This is a genomic window from Pseudomonas sp. LBUM920 (assembly GCF_003852315.1).
Taxonomy (GTDB): domain Bacteria; phylum Pseudomonadota; class Gammaproteobacteria; order Pseudomonadales; family Pseudomonadaceae; genus Aquipseudomonas.
Genome location: NZ_CP027762.1, coordinates 5870552 through 5886098 on the forward strand (window position 1 = coordinate 5870552; position 15547 = coordinate 5886098).

The window sequence follows — 15547 nt, forward strand, 5'->3', positions numbered from 1 at the left end:
TGACTATCAGTCTTACTCCACAAGCACCCACACGAATTGCTTGATTCAGTTGTTAAAGAGCGGTTGGTTAAGATCTTTCGTCTCAACCGAGGCGCGCATTCTACAGCAGCCTCATTTGCTGTCAAGTGATTATTTTCAGAAGTTTTCGAAGATTTCTTCAACAACTTCAACCACTTGCGCTTCCGATCTCTCGTTAGCGGGAGGCGAATTCTACAGCGTTACACGCTGCTGTCAACACCTCTTTTTCTCCGCTTTCGACCGAGAAGATCGAAACGTTAATAGAGCCAAACAACACTGCTCTACCAACTCCTTCTGGACTTCGATGAACTGAAGCAACTCGCTGTCGAATTCTGCGTAACTCTTTGTTTACCAAGGAGTTTTCCGTTTCGACTGCGCCGGAAGTGGGGCGAATTATAGACAGATATAAAACGCCGTCAACACTTAATTTCAGGTTTATTCGGATTTAAGCGTAATACGCGCAAATGCCTTCTTACCAGCCTGGCAAACGTGGGTAGCGCCCAGCTCGTATATAAAGGTGCGATCAACAACCTCACCATCTATACGCACGCCGCCGGAACCCAACAGGTCACGCGCAACCGCCGAGTTCTTCACCAAGCCAGCTTTGTTAAGCACTGCAGCGATCGGCATCGCTTCAGCAGCAGTCAGCTCGATCTCCGGCAGATCATCCGGCAACTCGCCATCCTTCATACGATTGCCTGCCGCACGGTGAGCACTTGCCGCAGCCTCTTCGCCATGAAAGCGCGCCACAATCTCTTCGGCCAACTTGATCTTGACGTCACGCGGATTGGCACCCGCCTCGACGTCAGCACGCAGCGCATTGATCTCATTCATCGAGCGGAAACTCAAGAGCTCAAAGTAACGCCACATCAACGCGTCCGGAATTGAAACCAGCTTGCCGTACATCACACCCGGCGCTTCCTGAATACCTACATAGTTACCCAAGGACTTGGACATCTTCTTGACGCCATCCAACCCCTCCAGCAACGGCATGGTCAGAACGCACTGCGCCTCTTGCCCATACGCACGCTGCAACTCACGCCCCATCAGCAGGTTGAACTTCTGATCGGTGCCCCCCAACTCAACGTCCGCGCGCAACGCCACCGAGTCATACCCTTGAACCAGCGGGTACAGGAACTCGTGAATCGCGATCGGCTGATTAGTGGAGTAGCGCTTGTCGAAGTCATCGCGCTCAAGCATGCGCGCCACGGTGTACTGGGATGTCAGGCGGATAAAGTCAGCCGGCCCCATCTTGTCCATCCAGGTGGAGTTGAAGGCCACCTCGGTCTTGGCCGGATCCAGAATCTTGAACACCTGAGTCTTATAGGTCTCGGCATTGTCGAGAACCTGCTCACGGGTCAGCGGCGGGCGCGTTGCGCTCTTGCCGCTTGGATCACCGATCATCCCGGTGAAGTCACCTATAAGGAAGATGACTTGATGCCCCAGCTCCTGGAACTGACGCAGCTTATTAATAAGCACGGTGTGACCCAGGTGCAGATCCGGCGCCGTTGGATCGAAGCCAGCCTTAATACGCAGGGGTTGGCCACGCTTGAGCTTTTCGATCAGCTCGGCCTCGACCAACAGTTCTTCCGCACCACGTTTTATCAGCGCTAGCTGCTCTTCAACCGACTTCATAACAGACCCGCAAGGCTCAGATTCAAAAGGGAACCAACCATACAAGATCAGGGACTAATTACAAGTTTTGCCCTGCGCACGGACACCGTTCAGCAAGCCCAGCGTTCGCAAGCTTGCGCCACAGATGATTTGGTTATATTTTATACAGTTATTTCATCTTCATCATGTCATTCATCTTTTCCATTTCATCTTCAAAGTCAAAATTACTTATGACCACAGAACCGTCTAAAGCGCCGCCGCTTTACCCGAAGACCCACCTGCTCGCCGCAAGTGGTATCGCCGCTCTTCTCAGCCTGGCACTCCTGGTATTCCCTTCCAGTGACGTAGAAGCCAAACGAACGTCCCTGAGCCTTGACCTGGAAAGTCCAGTTGAACAACTGACACAAGATCAAGACGCTGCTGAAGCGCAACAAGCCACAAATGCACCAACCGAATCACCCTTTGCGCAGATAGAAAGCACTCCCGAAGACACTCAACAAGCCACTCAAGAGCCGCCTGCGGCCGTTGCGGACAAGAACCCCCTGCACCGCGAAGTGATCGTGGCCAAAGGCGACACTCTCTCAACGATGTTCGAGAAAGTGGGCCTGCCCGCCTCTACTGTTAATGAGGTGTTGGCGAGCGATAAACAAGCCAAACAATTCACTCAGCTCAAGCACGGGCAGAAGCTTCAGTTCGAGCTGGCACCCAACGGTCAGCTGAACAACCTGCACAGCAATGTCAGCGACCTCGAAAGCATCTCGCTGACCAAAGGCGCCAAAGGCTTTGCCTTCAACCGCATCACCACCAAACCGGTGATGCGCTCCGCCTACATACATGGCGTGATCAACAGCTCGCTGTCGCAATCGGCCGCCCGCGCTGGCTTGTCCCACAGCATGACCATGGACATGGCCAGTGTGTTTGGCTACGACATCGACTTCGCTCAGGACATTCGCCAAGGCGACGAATTCGACGTGATCTACGAGCAGAAAGTCGCCAACGGCAAAGTGGTCGGCACCGGCGCCATCCTTTCGGCGCGTTTCACCAACCGTGGCAAGACCTACACCGCCGTTCGCTATACCAACAAACAAGGCAATACCAGCTACTACACGGCTGATGGCAACAGCATGCGCAAGGCGTTCATCCGCACGCCGGTAGATTTCGCCCGCATCAGCTCACGTTTCTCCATGGGCCGCAAACACCCGATCCTGAACAAGATCCGCGCTCACAAAGGCGTCGACTATGCCGCCCCGCGTGGCACGCCGATCAAAGCAGCCGGCGATGGCAAGGTGTTGCTGGCCGGGCGTCGCGGTGGCTACGGCAATACCGTGATCATCCAGCACGGCAACACCTACCGCACGCTGTATGGCCACATGCAAGGGTTCGCCAAAGGCGTGTCCACAGGCAGTAACGTCAAGCAAGGCCAGGTGATCGGCTACATCGGCACCACTGGCCTGTCCACTGGCCCGCACTTGCACTATGAATTCCAGGTGAATGGCGTTCACGTCGACCCATTGGGCCAGAAGCTGCCGATGGCCGACCCGATCGCCAAAGCCGAGCGCGCACGCTTCCTGCAGCAAAGCCAGCCGCTGATGGCCCGCATGGACCAGGAGCGCTCTACCCTGCTGGCCTCGGCGAAGCGCTAAGGTATGCCGCGCTATATAGGTGTGATGTCCGGGACCAGCCTTGATGGCCTGGATATCGCCCTGATCGAACAAGACCCGGCGATCAAGTTGATCGCCACGCACTACATCCCGATGCCCGAGACCCTGCGCGCCGAGTTGCTAAGCCTGTGCGCCAGCGGCCCGGATGAGATCGCACGTTCAGCGATGGCCCAGCAACACTGGGTAACGCTCGCCGCCCAGGGCATCCACGCCTTGCTGCAACAGCACAACCTCAAGCCGGAAGACATTCGCGCCATTGGCAGCCACGGGCAGACGATCCGCCATGAGCCGGCCCGTGGCTTTACCGTTCAGATCGGTAACCCTGCGCTGCTCACCGAGCTGACAGGCATCACCGTGGTCAGCGACTTCCGCAGCCGCGACGTCGCTGCCGGCGGCCAGGGCGCGCCGCTCGTGCCGGCGTTTCATGAGGCGTTGTTCGGTGAGCGTGCCGGCAACCGTGCCGTATTAAACGTAGGCGGGTTCAGCAACCTCAGCCTGATCGAGACCGGCAAGCCGGTCGCCGGATTCGACTGCGGCCCCGGAAACGTCTTGCTGGATGCCTGGATTCACCAACAGCGCGGCGAGCACTTTGACCGCGACGGGCAGTGGGCCGCCAGTGGCAAGGTTGAGCCTCAGTTGCTCAGCCGCCTACTCAGCGACCCCTTCTTCCTCACCAAAGGCCCGAAAAGTACCGGACGTGAAGTCTTCAACCTGAGCTGGCTGCAGCAACACCTCGGCACATTACCCGCGTTTAAGCCTCAGGACGTACAGGCAACCCTGCTTGAACTGACGGCGCTGACCATCGTTGAATCCCTGCAAACCGCACAGTCCGCGACTGAAACACTACTGGTCTGTGGTGGCGGCGCGCATAACGCCACGCTGATGAACCGTCTGGCGGCGCTGCTGCCGTCCACCCAGGTCAGCAGCACCACCACTTATGGCGTCGATCCCGACTGGGTCGAAGCCATGGCCTTTGCCTGGCTGGCCCATTGCTGCCTTGAAGGCATTGCCGCCAACCGCCCCAGCGTCACCGGCGCACGTGGGCTGCGGGTACTGGGCGCGATTTACCCGGCCTGACTCCCAGACAGCAAAACGCCGCTTGGCCTTTCAAAGCCAAGCGGCGTTTTTTTATCTGCTATGGATCAGATCGAGAACGAAGACCCGCACCCACACGTCGTGGTGGCATTCGGGTTCTTGATCACGAAACGCGAACCTTCCAGACCTTCCTGGTAATCCACCTCGGCACCTGCCAGGTACTGGAAGCTCATCGGGTCCACGACCAGGCTGACGCCTTCGCGCTCGACGATAGTGTCATCATCGGCCACATCTTCATCGAAGGTAAAACCGTACTGAAACCCTGAACAACCGCCGCCCGTAACAAATACGCGCAGCTTCAAGCGATCATTACCCTCTTCATCGACCAGGCTCTTCACCTTGTGCGCAGCACCGTGGGTGAATTGCAAAGCCGTGGGGGTGAAGGACTCAACGCTCATGCTGATAATCTCCCGGCGTACCGCCGCCATATGCGTAATGGCGGGCATTATCCGCTTCTCCTAGAAAAGCGGTCAACTATTGTTACGGTATATCAATCTGCGTTGCCGCCATTAAAAACACAAAAGGCCCGATCAACAGGCCTTTTGCACAGCAGCAGGCAAGCCTTACGGCAGCATGCCCGCATGGGACAGGCCCAGCTTTTCATCCAGGCCAAACAGGATGTTCAGGTTCTGCACCGCCTGGCCCGAGGCGCCCTTGACCAGGTTGTCGATGACCGACAACACCACCACCAGGTCGCCATCCTGCGGACGGTGCACGGCAATACGGCAGACGTTGGCACCACGCACGCTGCGGGTTTCCGGATGGCTGCCAGCTGGCATTACATCGACGAACGGTTCGTTGGCATAACGCTTTTCAAACAGCGCCTGCAGATCTACCGAACGATCGACCACAGTTGCGTACAGCGTGGAGTGAATGCCACGAATCATCGGCGTCAGGTGCGGCACGAACGTCAGACCGACCTCCTTGCCAGCGGCACGCCGCAGCCCTTGACGAATTTCCGGCAAGTGGCGGTGCCCTTTTACCGCATAGGCTTTCATGCTTTCGGACGTTTCGGAGTACAGCGAACCCACAGCTGCCCCACGACCGGCGCCGCTCACACCCGACTTGCAGTCTGCGATCAGGCGCGAAGTGTCCGCCAGCCCGGCTTCGAGCAATGGCAGGAAACCCAACTGCGTGGCAGTCGGGTAGCAACCCGGCACCGCGATCAGGCGTGCTTGCCTGATCTGCTCGCGATTGACTTCAGGCAGGCCGTATACCGCCTCTTCCAGCAATTGAGGCGCGCCGTGCGGCTGGCCGTACCATTTGGCCCATTCGTCAGCATCCTGCAGACGGAAATCGGCCGACAGATCAATGACCTTGGTCCCCGCCGCCAGCAGTTCACCGGCCAGTGCATGCGCCACCCCGTGAGGCGTCGCGAAAAACACCACGTCACAGGCGCCAAGGGTCTTGATGTCCGGCACGCTGAACGCCAGCCCGTCGTAGTGGCCTCGCAGGTTGGGGTACATATCGGCCACGGCCAGTCCGGCCTCGGATCGGGAAGTGATAACCACCACCTCAGCTTGCGGATGCTGAGCCAACAGACGCAGCAATTCGACACCGGTGTAACCCGTGCCGCCGACGATACCGACCTTGACCATAAACCTGCCCTCAACGAACCCACTGGAAAGCCGTCGATAATAGGGGCCACATCGCCCTGCGACAACCGTCAACGTGACGTACGGGCGCATGAGCCACTACTATCTTCAGTTACCGTGAACCTGGGAATAACTAGAAATGCTCTATCTATGGATCAAAGCCTTCCACATCGTCGCTATCGTCTGCTGGTTTGCCGGGCTGTTCTACCTGCCCCGCCTGTTCGTCTATCACGCCCAAAGTGAAGACACCGTCAGCAAAGAACGCTTCAGCGTCATGGAGCGCAAGCTCTACCGCGGCATCATGGGCCCGGCGATGATCGCCACGCTGATATTCGGCGGCTGGCTGATCTACCTCAACCCTGCCATCTTTCAATCCGGTGCCTGGATCCACGCCAAACTGACCCTGGTCGTGCTGCTCATCGGTTACCACCATATGTGCGGCGCACAGGTAAAACGCTTTGCCCGTGGCGAAAACACCCGCAGCCATGTCTTTTATCGCTGGTTCAATGAAGTACCGGTTCTGATATTGCTGGCTATCGTAATTTTGGTCGTGGTCAAACCGTTCTAACTTCAATCACTCGGGGTACCTCCAATGTCGCTGCCCGCTTTGCTTGAACAACGTCTGCGCCTGCCCGTGGTGGCTGCGCCGATGTTCCTGATTTCCAACCCGCAACTGGTACTGGCCTGCTGTCGCAATGGCGTGGTCGGGAGTTTCCCGGCACTGAACCAACGTGAAAGCAGCGGCTTCGAGGCCTGGCTGGAAGAAATCGAAGCGGGCCTGGCGCAGCTGGATAACCCCGCGCCGTATGCCGTCAACCTGATCGTGCACAACAGCAACCCCCGCCTGGAGGCCGATCTGGCGATCTGTGTGGCGCACAAAGTGCCGATCGTCATCACCAGCCTGGGTGCGGTGAAAGAACTGGTCGATGCCGTGCACAGCTACGGCGGTCTGGTGTTACACGACGTCACCACCCGGCGCCACGCCGAGAAAGCCGCAGAGGCTGGTGTTGACGGCCTGATCGCCGTGGCTGCAGGCGCCGGGGGCCATGCCGGCACCTGGAGTCCGTTCGCGCTGATCGCCGAGATTCGGCAGTTCTTCGACAAAACCCTGCTGTTGGCAGGCTGCCTCAACCATGGCCACGAGATCCTTGCCGCCCAACTGTTGGGCGCAGACCTCGCCTACTTCGGCACACGCTTTATCGGCACCACTGAAAGCCATGCCCCGGATGCGTATAAAGAGATGCTCCTCACATCGCGTGCCGCCGACATCGTGCACACTCCCGCAGTGTCCGGCGTGCCCGCCAGCTTTATGCGCCAGAGTCTGGAAAACGCCGGTTTCGACCTCGCAGCCTTACAGGGCAAAGGCGAAGTCAACTTTGGCTCCAAGCTCAAGCCGTTGAGCGACGAGGCCAAGGCATGGAAAACGGTGTGGTCTGCGGGCCAGGGCGTCGGTGAGATTGATGATCTGCCCGGCGTCGATGAACTGATTGCCCGCCTGGATGCCGAATACCGCAAGGCCCGCGAACAGGCGACACAACTGCGCTGGCCACGCTGATACACTCGCCAGGCCTGCCGATTGAAGCGGGCCGGCAACTCCCCTCCTTTACCAGTGACAAGGATGCCCGCATGAGCGACAACCGTTTCAAGATCGTGTTTGACGGAGCCTTGCTCCCGGGTGTCGAAAGCACCACGGCCAAACTCAACCTCGCCGAGTTGTTCAAGAGCGATGTCGAGTCGATCGAAAAGCTCTTCACCGGACGCCCCGTTGCACTCAAGCGTGACCTGTCGCGCGCGGATGCCGAGACCTACCTGACTGCGCTGAAAAACGCCGGTGTTGATGCCCGCATCGAAGATGAGCAGCCCGTGGCGTTCAGCTTGGCCGAAACCCATGAAACGCAGACCAGCGCTGCTGATTTTTCGCGCGCCGCCGCCTCGCCTTACGCGCCACCCCGTGCAGCCGTGGGGGATAGCACCGAGGAATTCGCAACGCTCAAGGTTTTCACCATTCACGGGCGTATCGGTCGCCTGCGCTACCTGGCCTGGACGTTGGTATTGACCGTCGCCATGCTGGTCGCCGCGGGCATTATCAGCACCGCCAGTTTCGCCGTCGCCACCGCCTCGCCAATAGCCGGCGCTATTCTCGGCTCGCTGCTGGGTTTCGCGCTGTTTGTTGCACTGGTCTGGGTCAGCGTGCAAATCGGCGTGCAACGCCTGCACGATCTGGGCTGGTCTGGCTGGCTGTACTTCCTGAACCTGGTGCCCTTGGTGAACAGCGTTTTCCCGTTGTTGCTGCTGGTGCTGCCCGGTAATCCAGGTGCCAACCAATACGGCCCTCCGCCACCACGCAACTCTACTGCGGTGAAGGTGCTGGCTGCCATGTGGCTGGCGTTCATTCCGGTGATGCTCGCCATCCTTGTCACGCTGGGCATGAACGGTTACCTGAATCAATTCGAAGCCAATATGAGCAATAGCTACGAAAGCAGCTCCATCAATGCCGATGACGACACCGATCAAAGCGTCATCGTCGATGAAGAAGACGGCGCGCAAAGTGCTGACGACGCAGCCGAACCTGTAGACTCTCCAGAACAGTGAGAAACGCCCGGCGCCTGTGATGCCTCTGTCACAGGCCCGGCGGCGTTGCGATGGAGAAAGGCATGACCCGTTACGCTCTGATCACCGGTGCCTCCAGCGGCATCGGCCTGGCCTTGGCCGAAGCATTGGCCCGTCGCGGCCGCAGCTTGATTCTGGTGGCCCGCCAGCGTGATCAGTTGGAAAGCATTGCAATCGAATTGACTCAACGCTTTGGCGTCGAGGTGTTGTTTCGCGCCTGCGATCTGGGCGAGCCGCTGCGCCTGTCCGGGTTCCTGCTGGAGCTTGAAGAGGGCGAGCGGCAGATCGACCTGCTGGTCAACTGCGCCGGCATCGGCACCAGCGGACCGTTCCTGGCCCAGGACTGGATGACCGAACAAGACCTGATCGAAGTCAACATCCTGGCCCTGACCCGTATGTGCCATGCCCTGGGCAATGCCATGGCGCTGCATGGCGGCGGGCAGATTCTTAACGTTGCTTCGGTCGCCGCGTTTCAGCCGGGCCCATGGATGAGCAGCTATTACGCCAGCAAGGCGTATGTACTGCACTTCTCCGAAGGGCTGCGCGAAGAGTTGAAGAGCTGTGGCATCAAGGTCTCGGTGCTGTGCCCCGGCCCCACACGCACAGCCTTTTTTGGTACCGCGCAAATGGACACCGCCAAACTCGACCGCAGCCAACAACTGATGAGCCCGGAAGAAGTCGCGCTTTATACCGTGCGAGCCTTGGAAAGAAACAAAGCCATCATCATTCCCGGGCGGCGCAACCGTTGGCTGGCGTTCAGCCCGCGCCTGAGCCCCCGCTGGCTGACCCGCAAGATTGCCGGCGCGATCAACAAGGCCTATTGCCCACGTTGACGGCCTGGGTACACTCCCCTGCACTTTCACAATGGAGAAACAGCTGTGGATACTCTGTTCACCAAGATCATCAACAGGGAAATACCGGCGAAGATCATCTATGAAGATGACCAGGTCCTCGCTTTCCACGATATTGCCCCGATGGCGCCCGTGCATTTTCTGGTCATTCCAAAAAAGCCGATCCGCACCCTCAATGACCTCACCGAAGACGATAAAGCCCTAGCCGGCCATATTCTGTTTACCGCTCAGCGTCTGGCTGTGGAACAGGGCTGCGAGAAAGGCTTTCGCGTGGTGATGAACTGCAATGAAGAAGGCGGGCAGACCGTTTATCACATTCATATGCACGTGCTGGGGCAGCGCCAGATGAACTGGCCACCGGGCTGATCAGCCTTCCTGCAGAGGTCGCGGCCCAGTGCTGCGACTTCATGCCCTTGACTCAACGCAAACGCTTCGCCCTCTCTTGCGGTAAACTGGCCGCCGAGATTCTTCCCGGAGGTCAGCATGACTACCCAACGTCACTACTCGCCGATTGACCGTCTGTTGCTGCAAGCCGATATGGCCATGCGCACGCTGTTGCCGTTCAGCGGCCAACCGTACCGCCCATCGCCCGCAATCGTGCAGCCGGATTCGCAGATGAGCGAGACCGACACCCGCCACGTCGTCGGCCTGATGCGCATCAACCATACCGGCGAAGTCTGTGCCCAGGCGTTGTACCAGGGCCAGGCGCTGACCGCCAAGCTGCCGCAGGTGCGGGCGGCGATGGAACATGCCGCCGAGGAAGAAATCGACCACCTGGCCTGGTGTGAGCAGCGCATTCGTCAGTTGGGCAGCCATACGAGCGTGCTGAACCCACTGTTTTATGGTTTGTCGTTTGGTATCGGCGCTGCTGCCGGCCTGATCAGTGACAAGGTCAGCCTTGGCTTTGTCGCAGCGACGGAACATCAGGTGTGCAAACATTTGGATGAACACCTGGAACAGCTGCCGGCCGAAGACGAAAAGTCCCGGGCCATTCTCGAGCAGATGCGCATCGATGAAGAACACCACGCAGAAAGCGCACTGGATGCGGGCGGCTTTCGCTTCCCGGCACCGGTGCGTTTTGGCATGAGCCTGTTGGCCAAAGTCATGACCAAGAGCACCTATCGCATCTAAGTGCATTGAATCTGACCCACAAAAAAGGGCGCCACACAGGCGCCCTTTTCTTTTGCCGCTTGGCGATCAACCCAACTCGATGATTTCATAATCATGAGTGATTGCCACACCGGCCGCGCCCAGCATGATCGACGCCGAGCAATACTTCTCGGCCGACAGCTCGATGGCACGCTTGACCTGGGCTTCTTTCAGCGCCCGGCCCTTCACCACGAAATGCATGTGGATCTTGGTGAACACCTTCGGGTCTTCAGTGGCGCGCTCGGCTTCCAGGAAGGCTTCGCAGCTTTCCACGGCCTGGCGGGATTTCTTCAGGATGCTGACCACGTCGAAATTGCTGCAACCGCCGACACCCAGCAGGAGCATTTCCATCGGACGTACGCCCAGGTTACGGCCACCGGCTTCCGGCGGGCCATCCATGACCACCACATGGCCACTGCCCGACTCACCGAGGAACATGGCTTCGCCCGCCCATTGGATGCGTGCCTTCATCGCCCAGACTCCACTGCTAAAAAAGGGTCGCCAGCTTAGCACAGGGCCTTGGAACCGCAGCGTCCTGCCTTCAAAGCGATCAATGACAGCGTTTGCTCGGTAAATTCCTTAATCGAGGCAGAATGTGTCTGGTAAGCTGGCGCCAATTCAATGGCGCATTGCCATCCTTTGTACAGCGTGTATCAATGCCGACATCGCTGGATTAAAAAATAAATCCAACCACACCGTGCAGTCTTTCCGGGATACAACCATGGTTGCTCTTACTCCCACACCCAAGATCAAGAATCTCGACAAGCTGCTGATGCATTGCCAGCGCCGGCGTTATCCGGCCAAGCACAACATCATCTGCGCGGGCGAACGTTCCGAAACGCTGTTCTTCATCATCAAAGGCTCGGTCACTATCCTGATCGAGGATGAAGACGGTCGCGAGATGATCATCGCCTACCTCAATACCGGCGATTTCTTCGGGGAACTGGGGCTGTTCGAGCAAGCCGGCAAAGAGCAGGAACGCAGCGCCTGGGTGCGCGCCAAGATTGAATGCGACGTTGCCGAAATCAGTTACGCGAAATTCCGCGAATTGGCCCAGCATGATCCCGACATCCTTTACGCCCTGAGCGGCCAGATTGCCCAGCGCCTGCGCGACACCACGCGCAAAGTCGGTGACCTGGCGTTCTTTGACGTCACCGGCCGCGTGGCCCGTTGCCTGCTGGAGCTGTGCAAGCAACCGGATGCCATGACCCATCCGGACGGCATGCAGATCAAAGTCACGCGTCAGGAAATCGGGCGCATTGTCGGCTGCTCACGGGAAATGGTCGGTCGCGTACTCAAGGACCTGGAAGAGCGCAACCTGGTGCACGTCAAAGGCAAGACCATGGTGGTGTTCGGTACGCGTTAACCCGCCAGGAAGCCGGCCAGCATTTGACGGTACAAGGTATCCAGCCGGCTGATCGCATCCGGCGCGGGAAAGGCTTCATGCAGTGCGATATGGCTGTCGGCACGTACACGCTGGTCGAGGCCGCAGGCTTCATTGAAACGGTTGACGGCTGCAATCAACTCCTCGCGATCGTCATCCAGCAACAGGGCACCGTGCACCAACCCCACCGGGCGGCCGCCGCTCTGTCGCCAGCGCTGGGCGGTACCCACCATCTTGCGACCGTTGAGGTTGACGTTGTAACGACCGTCGCAAAACGCACCGTCGATTTCACCGACGGACGCGTCACCGCCCAACTCAATCAATAAATCGCAGATCGGCTGGCACAAACGCTGGTAACCGGTTTCGATGCGCCCTTGATCACCTTCGCTGCGCGGCGGCGCGTAAACCAGGGCGATATTGACGGTAGCGCCAGACTGCGGCACCGGCTCGCCGCCGGTTTCACGCAGCAGCACCGGCCAACCGGCATCGGCTGATACGCGGCTCGCGGCTTCAAACGCGGGCAAGCGGCTCAAGCGACGCGGCATTACCAATGCTTGGTCGCTGGGCTGCCAGAACAGCAGCCCGAACGCTCGCTCGCCAGCGCAAACGGCCGCCAACAGGTCTTGTTCGGCAGCGAGGCCTGCTTCTACGGTCATCGATAGGGGTTGAATCATCAAACACCTACTTCTCTGAATAGACACAAAACTAATGTGGGAGCTGGCCCGCTCCCACATTGTTGACCGCAATCCAAATCAGTCTAATGTGGAGCCGCTGACCGCCACGCCACGCTCAGGGAAGAACAAACGCTGCAGTTCCGCCCCCGGGTTCTCGGCGCGCATAAAGGTTTCGCCCACCAGGAACGAGTACACACCGCTGATTTCCATCAGTTCCACATCGGCGCGGTTAACGATGCCACTCTCGGTGATCACCAGACGGTCGCGCGGAATTCGCGGCAACAGGTCCAGCGTGTTTTCCAGGCTGACTTCAAAAGTGTGCAGGTTGCGGTTATTGACCCCCACCAACGGTGTATCGAGGGTTTTCAGTGCACGCTCCAGCTCATCGCCATCGTGGACTTCCACCAGCACATCAAGGCCAACACTTTTGGCCACGGCTGCCAACTCGGCCATCTTCACGTCATCCAGTGCAGAGACGATCAGCAGCACGCAGTCGGCGCCCAAGGCACGGGCTTCGACGATTTGGTATGGGTCAACCATGAAGTCTTTGCGGATCACCGGCAACTTGCACGCCGCGCGGGCCTGTTGCAGGAACAGGTCGCAGCCCTGGAAGTAGTCGATGTCGGTCAGGACCGACAGGCAGGTCGCGCCGCCCTTCTCGTAGCTCTTGGCAATCTCTTCAGGAATAAAGAGCTCGCGAATCACGCCCTTGCTGGGTGAGGCTTTTTTGATCTCGGCAATGACCGCGGGCTGCTTGTCCTTGGCCTGCTTTATCAGGGCATTGGCAAAACCACGCGGCGCGTCGGCGATCTTCGCTTGAGCTTCCAACTCGGCCAGGCTGACGCGGGCGCGACGCTCGGCGACTTCTTCAGCCTTGCGGGCCAGGATTTTTTCCAGAACGGTCGGAACACTCATCCTTCATTCTCCATCTTGAACACCGCAGTAAAGGCACCCAGTTCTTCGAGCTTCTCGCGAGCGAGCCCGGTGTGCAATGCATCATGTGCGAGGGCCACGCCCTCTTTGAGACTGTAGGCGTGATCGGCGGCATACAGTGCCGCGCCGGCATTGAGCACGATCATTTCGGCAGCTTTCTGGCCGTTTTCCGTTTTGCGACGCCCCAGGGCATCCCGAATCAATTCAAGCGAGGCGGCCGGGCTTTCCACCGACAGGCCATGCAGGCTCTGGCTTTTCATGCCCAGGTCTTCGGGCTCGACCCAGTACTCGGTGACTTGGTCGTTCTTCAGTTCCGCCACAAAGGTCGGGGCTGCCAGGCTGAACTCGTCCAAACCGTCTTTGGAATGCACCACCAGCACGTGCTTGCTGCCCAGGCGTTGCAACACCTCGGCCAAGGGGCGGCACAGCGCCTGACTGAACACACCCACCACCTGATGTTTCACACCGGCCGGATTCGTAAGCGGGCCGAGCATGTTGAACAGGGTGCGCAGGCCAAGGTCCTTGCGCGGGCCGGCGGCGTGTTTCATCGCACCGTGGTGGGATTGAGCAAACATGAAGCCAATGCCGACGCTGTCGATGCAGCGCGCCACTTGTACCGGCGTCAGGTTCAGGTAGATCCCGGCCGCTTCCAGCAAGTCGGCACTGCCGCTCTTGCCAGACACCGCGCGGTTACCGTGCTTGGCCACGGTGCAACCGGCCGCCGCGACCACAAAGGAGGAAGCCGTCGACACGTTGAAGATATTCGCACCGTCACCGCCAGTGCCGACCACATCGACCACGCCGTCGAGGGTCTTGAGTTCGACCTTGTCGGCCAGCTCACGCATCACCGACACAGCGCCGACGATTTCGTCGATGCTTTCGCTCTTCATGCGCATCGCCATCATGAACGCGCCGATCTGCGCGTCGGTGCATTGGCCGGTCATGATCTCGCGCATCACATCGCTCATTTCAGCGGTGCTCAGGTCCAGATGGCCGACGATACGGCTCAGGGCAGTCTTGATATCCATGGAAAGTCCTTAGCGCGTGCCGCCGCTCTGCTTGAGAAAGTTAGCGAACAGCTCGTAGCCCTGCTCGGTCAGGATCGACTCGGGGTGAAATTGCACCCCTTCGATATTCAGTGTCTTGTGGCGCAGGCCCATGATCTCATCGACCGAACCGTCTTCCAGCTGGGTCCAGGCGGTCAGCTCCAGGCACTCGGGCAGGGTCTCACGCTTGACCACCAGCGAGTGGTAGCGGGTGACCGTTACCGGCAGGTTCAGGCCGTGGAATACGCCCAGGTCTTTATGGAACACCAGGCTGGTTTTGCCATGCATCACCTGGCGCGCGCGAACCACATCACCGCCAAAGGCCTGGCCAATGGACTGGTGGCCCAGGCACACGCCCAGGATCGGCAACTTGCCAGCGAAATATTTGATTGCTTCCAGGGACACACCGGCTTCGGTCGGCGTGCAAGGGCCTGGCGAAACCACGATGCGCTCCGGGTTCAGGGCGGCGATTTCGGCGACCGTCAGTTCATCGTTGCGCACGACCTTGACCTCGGCACCGAGCTCGCCCAGGTACTGCACAACGTTGTAGGTAAAGGAGTCGTAGTTATCAATCATCAGCAACATGTGGGTTCAAACCTCTTGAATTCACTGATTTCGAATGACCGCCTTCCGAGAGTGACCCGCTGCCAGACGCACGTTCCGGTTGCCAGGGTTAGCCGGCAAGTGGCGTCAAAACAACGGGTGAAGAAGGCAAATCGGTACAGGTCCGGCCAAGCCGGCAGAGAAAAATGTCAGGCGCGCCAACGCCAACGGGCGTGTGCCTTGACTACTCGCATCAAGAGTTTGCTGATGATCAACACGGGGAGGGTCTCATTCATACGTTCAGGCACAGTAACGTAGCCTCGCCAGCGGTGCAATATGGAGCCGCGAATACGGGGTAAACACGACGAAATCTT

General features: G+C 58.8%; 17 protein-coding genes. 9 read left to right on the forward strand and 8 right to left on the reverse strand.

Annotation, left to right across the window (positions count from 1 at the left end; genetic code table 11):
- Positions 1-453 precede the first annotated feature (453 nt).
- Positions 454-1653 carry a tyrosine--tRNA ligase gene (tyrS, locus tag C4J83_RS27320; protein ID WP_124418919.1) on the reverse strand — a complete coding sequence of 400 codons (1200 nt, stop codon included), beginning with the start codon at positions 1651-1653 and terminating at the stop codon, positions 454-456.
- Between the two features lie 209 nt (positions 1654-1862).
- Between tyrS and C4J83_RS27325 the strand changes: the two genes are divergently transcribed.
- Entirely contained in the window at positions 1863-3275 is a 1413-nt protein-coding gene (locus tag C4J83_RS27325; protein WP_124418575.1) for a peptidoglycan DD-metalloendopeptidase family protein, read from the forward strand.
- Positions 3276-3278: 3 nt separating this feature from the next.
- A complete protein-coding gene (locus C4J83_RS27330; protein ID WP_124418576.1) occupies positions 3279-4370 on the forward strand; it encodes an anhydro-N-acetylmuramic acid kinase in 1092 nt (363 codons plus the stop codon).
- Positions 4371-4435: 65 nt separating this feature from the next.
- Here the strand turns inward: C4J83_RS27330 and erpA are convergent, their stop codons facing one another.
- The gene (gene erpA / locus C4J83_RS27335; protein WP_003176443.1) at positions 4436-4786 is read right to left on the reverse strand and encodes an iron-sulfur cluster insertion protein ErpA; all 351 of its coding nucleotides are present in this window, start codon (positions 4784-4786) and stop codon (positions 4436-4438) included.
- A 165-nt stretch (positions 4787-4951) separates the two neighbouring features.
- Entirely contained in the window at positions 4952-5986 is a 1035-nt protein-coding gene (gene argC / locus C4J83_RS27340; protein ID WP_106575491.1) for an N-acetyl-gamma-glutamyl-phosphate reductase, read from the reverse strand.
- A gap of 136 nt (positions 5987-6122) precedes the next feature.
- Here argC and hemJ point away from each other — a divergent pair, with 136 nt between their 5' ends.
- The 6 genes from hemJ (at position 6123) to coq7 (ending at position 10575) form a co-directional block, all read left to right on the forward strand.
- Complete coding sequence (gene hemJ / locus C4J83_RS27345; RefSeq protein WP_119737710.1) at positions 6123-6551, forward strand: protoporphyrinogen oxidase HemJ; 429 nt, start codon at positions 6123-6125, stop codon at positions 6549-6551.
- Positions 6552-6575: 24 nt separating this feature from the next.
- Positions 6576-7538: an NAD(P)H-dependent flavin oxidoreductase gene (locus C4J83_RS27350; protein WP_124418577.1), complete on the forward strand. Its 963-nt coding sequence runs from the start codon at positions 6576-6578 to the stop codon at positions 7536-7538.
- Positions 7539-7609: 71 nt separating this feature from the next.
- Positions 7610-8575, forward strand: coding sequence for a DUF805 domain-containing protein (locus C4J83_RS27355; RefSeq protein WP_124418578.1), 966 nt, complete (start codon positions 7610-7612; stop codon positions 8573-8575).
- A 62-nt stretch (positions 8576-8637) separates the two neighbouring features.
- Positions 8638-9426 (forward strand): SDR family NAD(P)-dependent oxidoreductase, encoded by a 789-nt coding sequence (locus C4J83_RS27360; protein WP_119737706.1) that lies wholly within the window; start codon positions 8638-8640, stop codon positions 9424-9426.
- A gap of 45 nt (positions 9427-9471) precedes the next feature.
- A complete protein-coding gene (locus tag C4J83_RS27365) occupies positions 9472-9810 on the forward strand; it encodes a histidine triad nucleotide-binding protein (protein WP_106575496.1) in 339 nt (112 codons plus the stop codon).
- A gap of 117 nt (positions 9811-9927) precedes the next feature.
- Positions 9928-10575: a 2-polyprenyl-3-methyl-6-methoxy-1,4-benzoquinone monooxygenase gene (gene coq7 / locus C4J83_RS27370; protein WP_124418579.1), complete on the forward strand. Its 648-nt coding sequence runs from the start codon at positions 9928-9930 to the stop codon at positions 10573-10575.
- A gap of 66 nt (positions 10576-10641) precedes the next feature.
- Here the strand turns inward: coq7 and C4J83_RS27375 are convergent, their stop codons facing one another.
- Positions 10642-11064, reverse strand: coding sequence for an OsmC family protein (locus C4J83_RS27375; RefSeq protein WP_005792019.1), 423 nt, complete (start codon positions 11062-11064; stop codon positions 10642-10644).
- A gap of 250 nt (positions 11065-11314) precedes the next feature.
- Between C4J83_RS27375 and crp the strand changes: the two genes are divergently transcribed.
- Positions 11315-11959 carry a cAMP-activated global transcriptional regulator CRP gene (crp, locus tag C4J83_RS27380; RefSeq protein ID WP_106575498.1) on the forward strand — a complete coding sequence of 215 codons (645 nt, stop codon included), beginning with the start codon at positions 11315-11317 and terminating at the stop codon, positions 11957-11959.
- Here crp and C4J83_RS27385 read toward each other — a convergent pair.
- The 4 genes from C4J83_RS27385 to C4J83_RS27400 all read right to left on the reverse strand — a co-directional run bounded on the left by C4J83_RS27385 (position 11956) and on the right by C4J83_RS27400 (position 15215).
- Positions 11956-12651 carry a lipoate--protein ligase family protein gene (locus C4J83_RS27385; protein WP_124418580.1) on the reverse strand — a complete coding sequence of 232 codons (696 nt, stop codon included), beginning with the start codon at positions 12649-12651 and terminating at the stop codon, positions 11956-11958. The genes crp and C4J83_RS27385 overlap by 4 nt on opposite strands.
- 78 nt (positions 12652-12729) lie before the next feature.
- Positions 12730-13566 (reverse strand): indole-3-glycerol phosphate synthase TrpC, encoded by an 837-nt coding sequence (gene trpC / locus C4J83_RS27390; protein ID WP_106575501.1) that lies wholly within the window; start codon positions 13564-13566, stop codon positions 12730-12732.
- Entirely contained in the window at positions 13563-14612 is a 1050-nt protein-coding gene (trpD, locus tag C4J83_RS27395) for an anthranilate phosphoribosyltransferase (protein ID WP_106575502.1), read from the reverse strand. The genes trpC and trpD overlap by 4 nt, the downstream gene beginning before the upstream one ends.
- Before the next feature lie 9 nt (positions 14613-14621).
- Positions 14622-15215, reverse strand: a complete 594-nt coding sequence (locus C4J83_RS27400; RefSeq protein WP_124418581.1) for an aminodeoxychorismate/anthranilate synthase component II — start codon at positions 15213-15215, stop codon at positions 14622-14624.
- Positions 15216-15547 lie beyond the last annotated feature (332 nt).

Bases quoted from the DNA above. Each gene is read 5' to 3' on its own strand.
- C4J83_RS27355 (WP_124418578.1), top strand. From the start codon at position 7,610: ATGAGCGACAACCGTTTCAAGATCGTGTTTGACGGAGCCTTGCTCCCG.
- C4J83_RS27385 (WP_124418580.1), bottom strand. From the start codon at position 12,651: ATGATTCAACCCCTATCGATGACCGTAGAAGCAGGCCTCGCTGCCGAA.
- C4J83_RS27325 (WP_124418575.1), top strand. From the start codon at position 1,863: ATGACCACAGAACCGTCTAAAGCGCCGCCGCTTTACCCGAAGACCCAC.
- erpA (WP_003176443.1), bottom strand. From the start codon at position 4,786: ATGAGCGTTGAGTCCTTCACCCCCACGGCTTTGCAATTCACCCACGGT.
- trpD (WP_106575502.1), bottom strand. From the start codon at position 14,612: ATGGATATCAAGACTGCCCTGAGCCGTATCGTCGGCCATCTGGACCTG.
- coq7 (WP_124418579.1), top strand. From the start codon at position 9,928: ATGACTACCCAACGTCACTACTCGCCGATTGACCGTCTGTTGCTGCAA.
- C4J83_RS27400 (WP_124418581.1), bottom strand. From the start codon at position 15,215: ATGTTGCTGATGATTGATAACTACGACTCCTTTACCTACAACGTTGTG.
- C4J83_RS27330 (WP_124418576.1), top strand. From the start codon at position 3,279: ATGCCGCGCTATATAGGTGTGATGTCCGGGACCAGCCTTGATGGCCTG.
- tyrS (WP_124418919.1), bottom strand. From the start codon at position 1,653: ATGAAGTCGGTTGAAGAGCAGCTAGCGCTGATAAAACGTGGTGCGGAA.
- C4J83_RS27375 (WP_005792019.1), bottom strand. From the start codon at position 11,064: ATGAAGGCACGCATCCAATGGGCGGGCGAAGCCATGTTCCTCGGTGAG.
- hemJ (WP_119737710.1), top strand. From the start codon at position 6,123: ATGCTCTATCTATGGATCAAAGCCTTCCACATCGTCGCTATCGTCTGC.
- argC (WP_106575491.1), bottom strand. From the start codon at position 5,986: ATGGTCAAGGTCGGTATCGTCGGCGGCACGGGTTACACCGGTGTCGAA.
- trpC (WP_106575501.1), bottom strand. From the start codon at position 13,566: ATGAGTGTTCCGACCGTTCTGGAAAAAATCCTGGCCCGCAAGGCTGAA.
- crp (WP_106575498.1), top strand. From the start codon at position 11,315: ATGGTTGCTCTTACTCCCACACCCAAGATCAAGAATCTCGACAAGCTG.
- C4J83_RS27360 (WP_119737706.1), top strand. From the start codon at position 8,638: ATGACCCGTTACGCTCTGATCACCGGTGCCTCCAGCGGCATCGGCCTG.
- C4J83_RS27350 (WP_124418577.1), top strand. From the start codon at position 6,576: ATGTCGCTGCCCGCTTTGCTTGAACAACGTCTGCGCCTGCCCGTGGTG.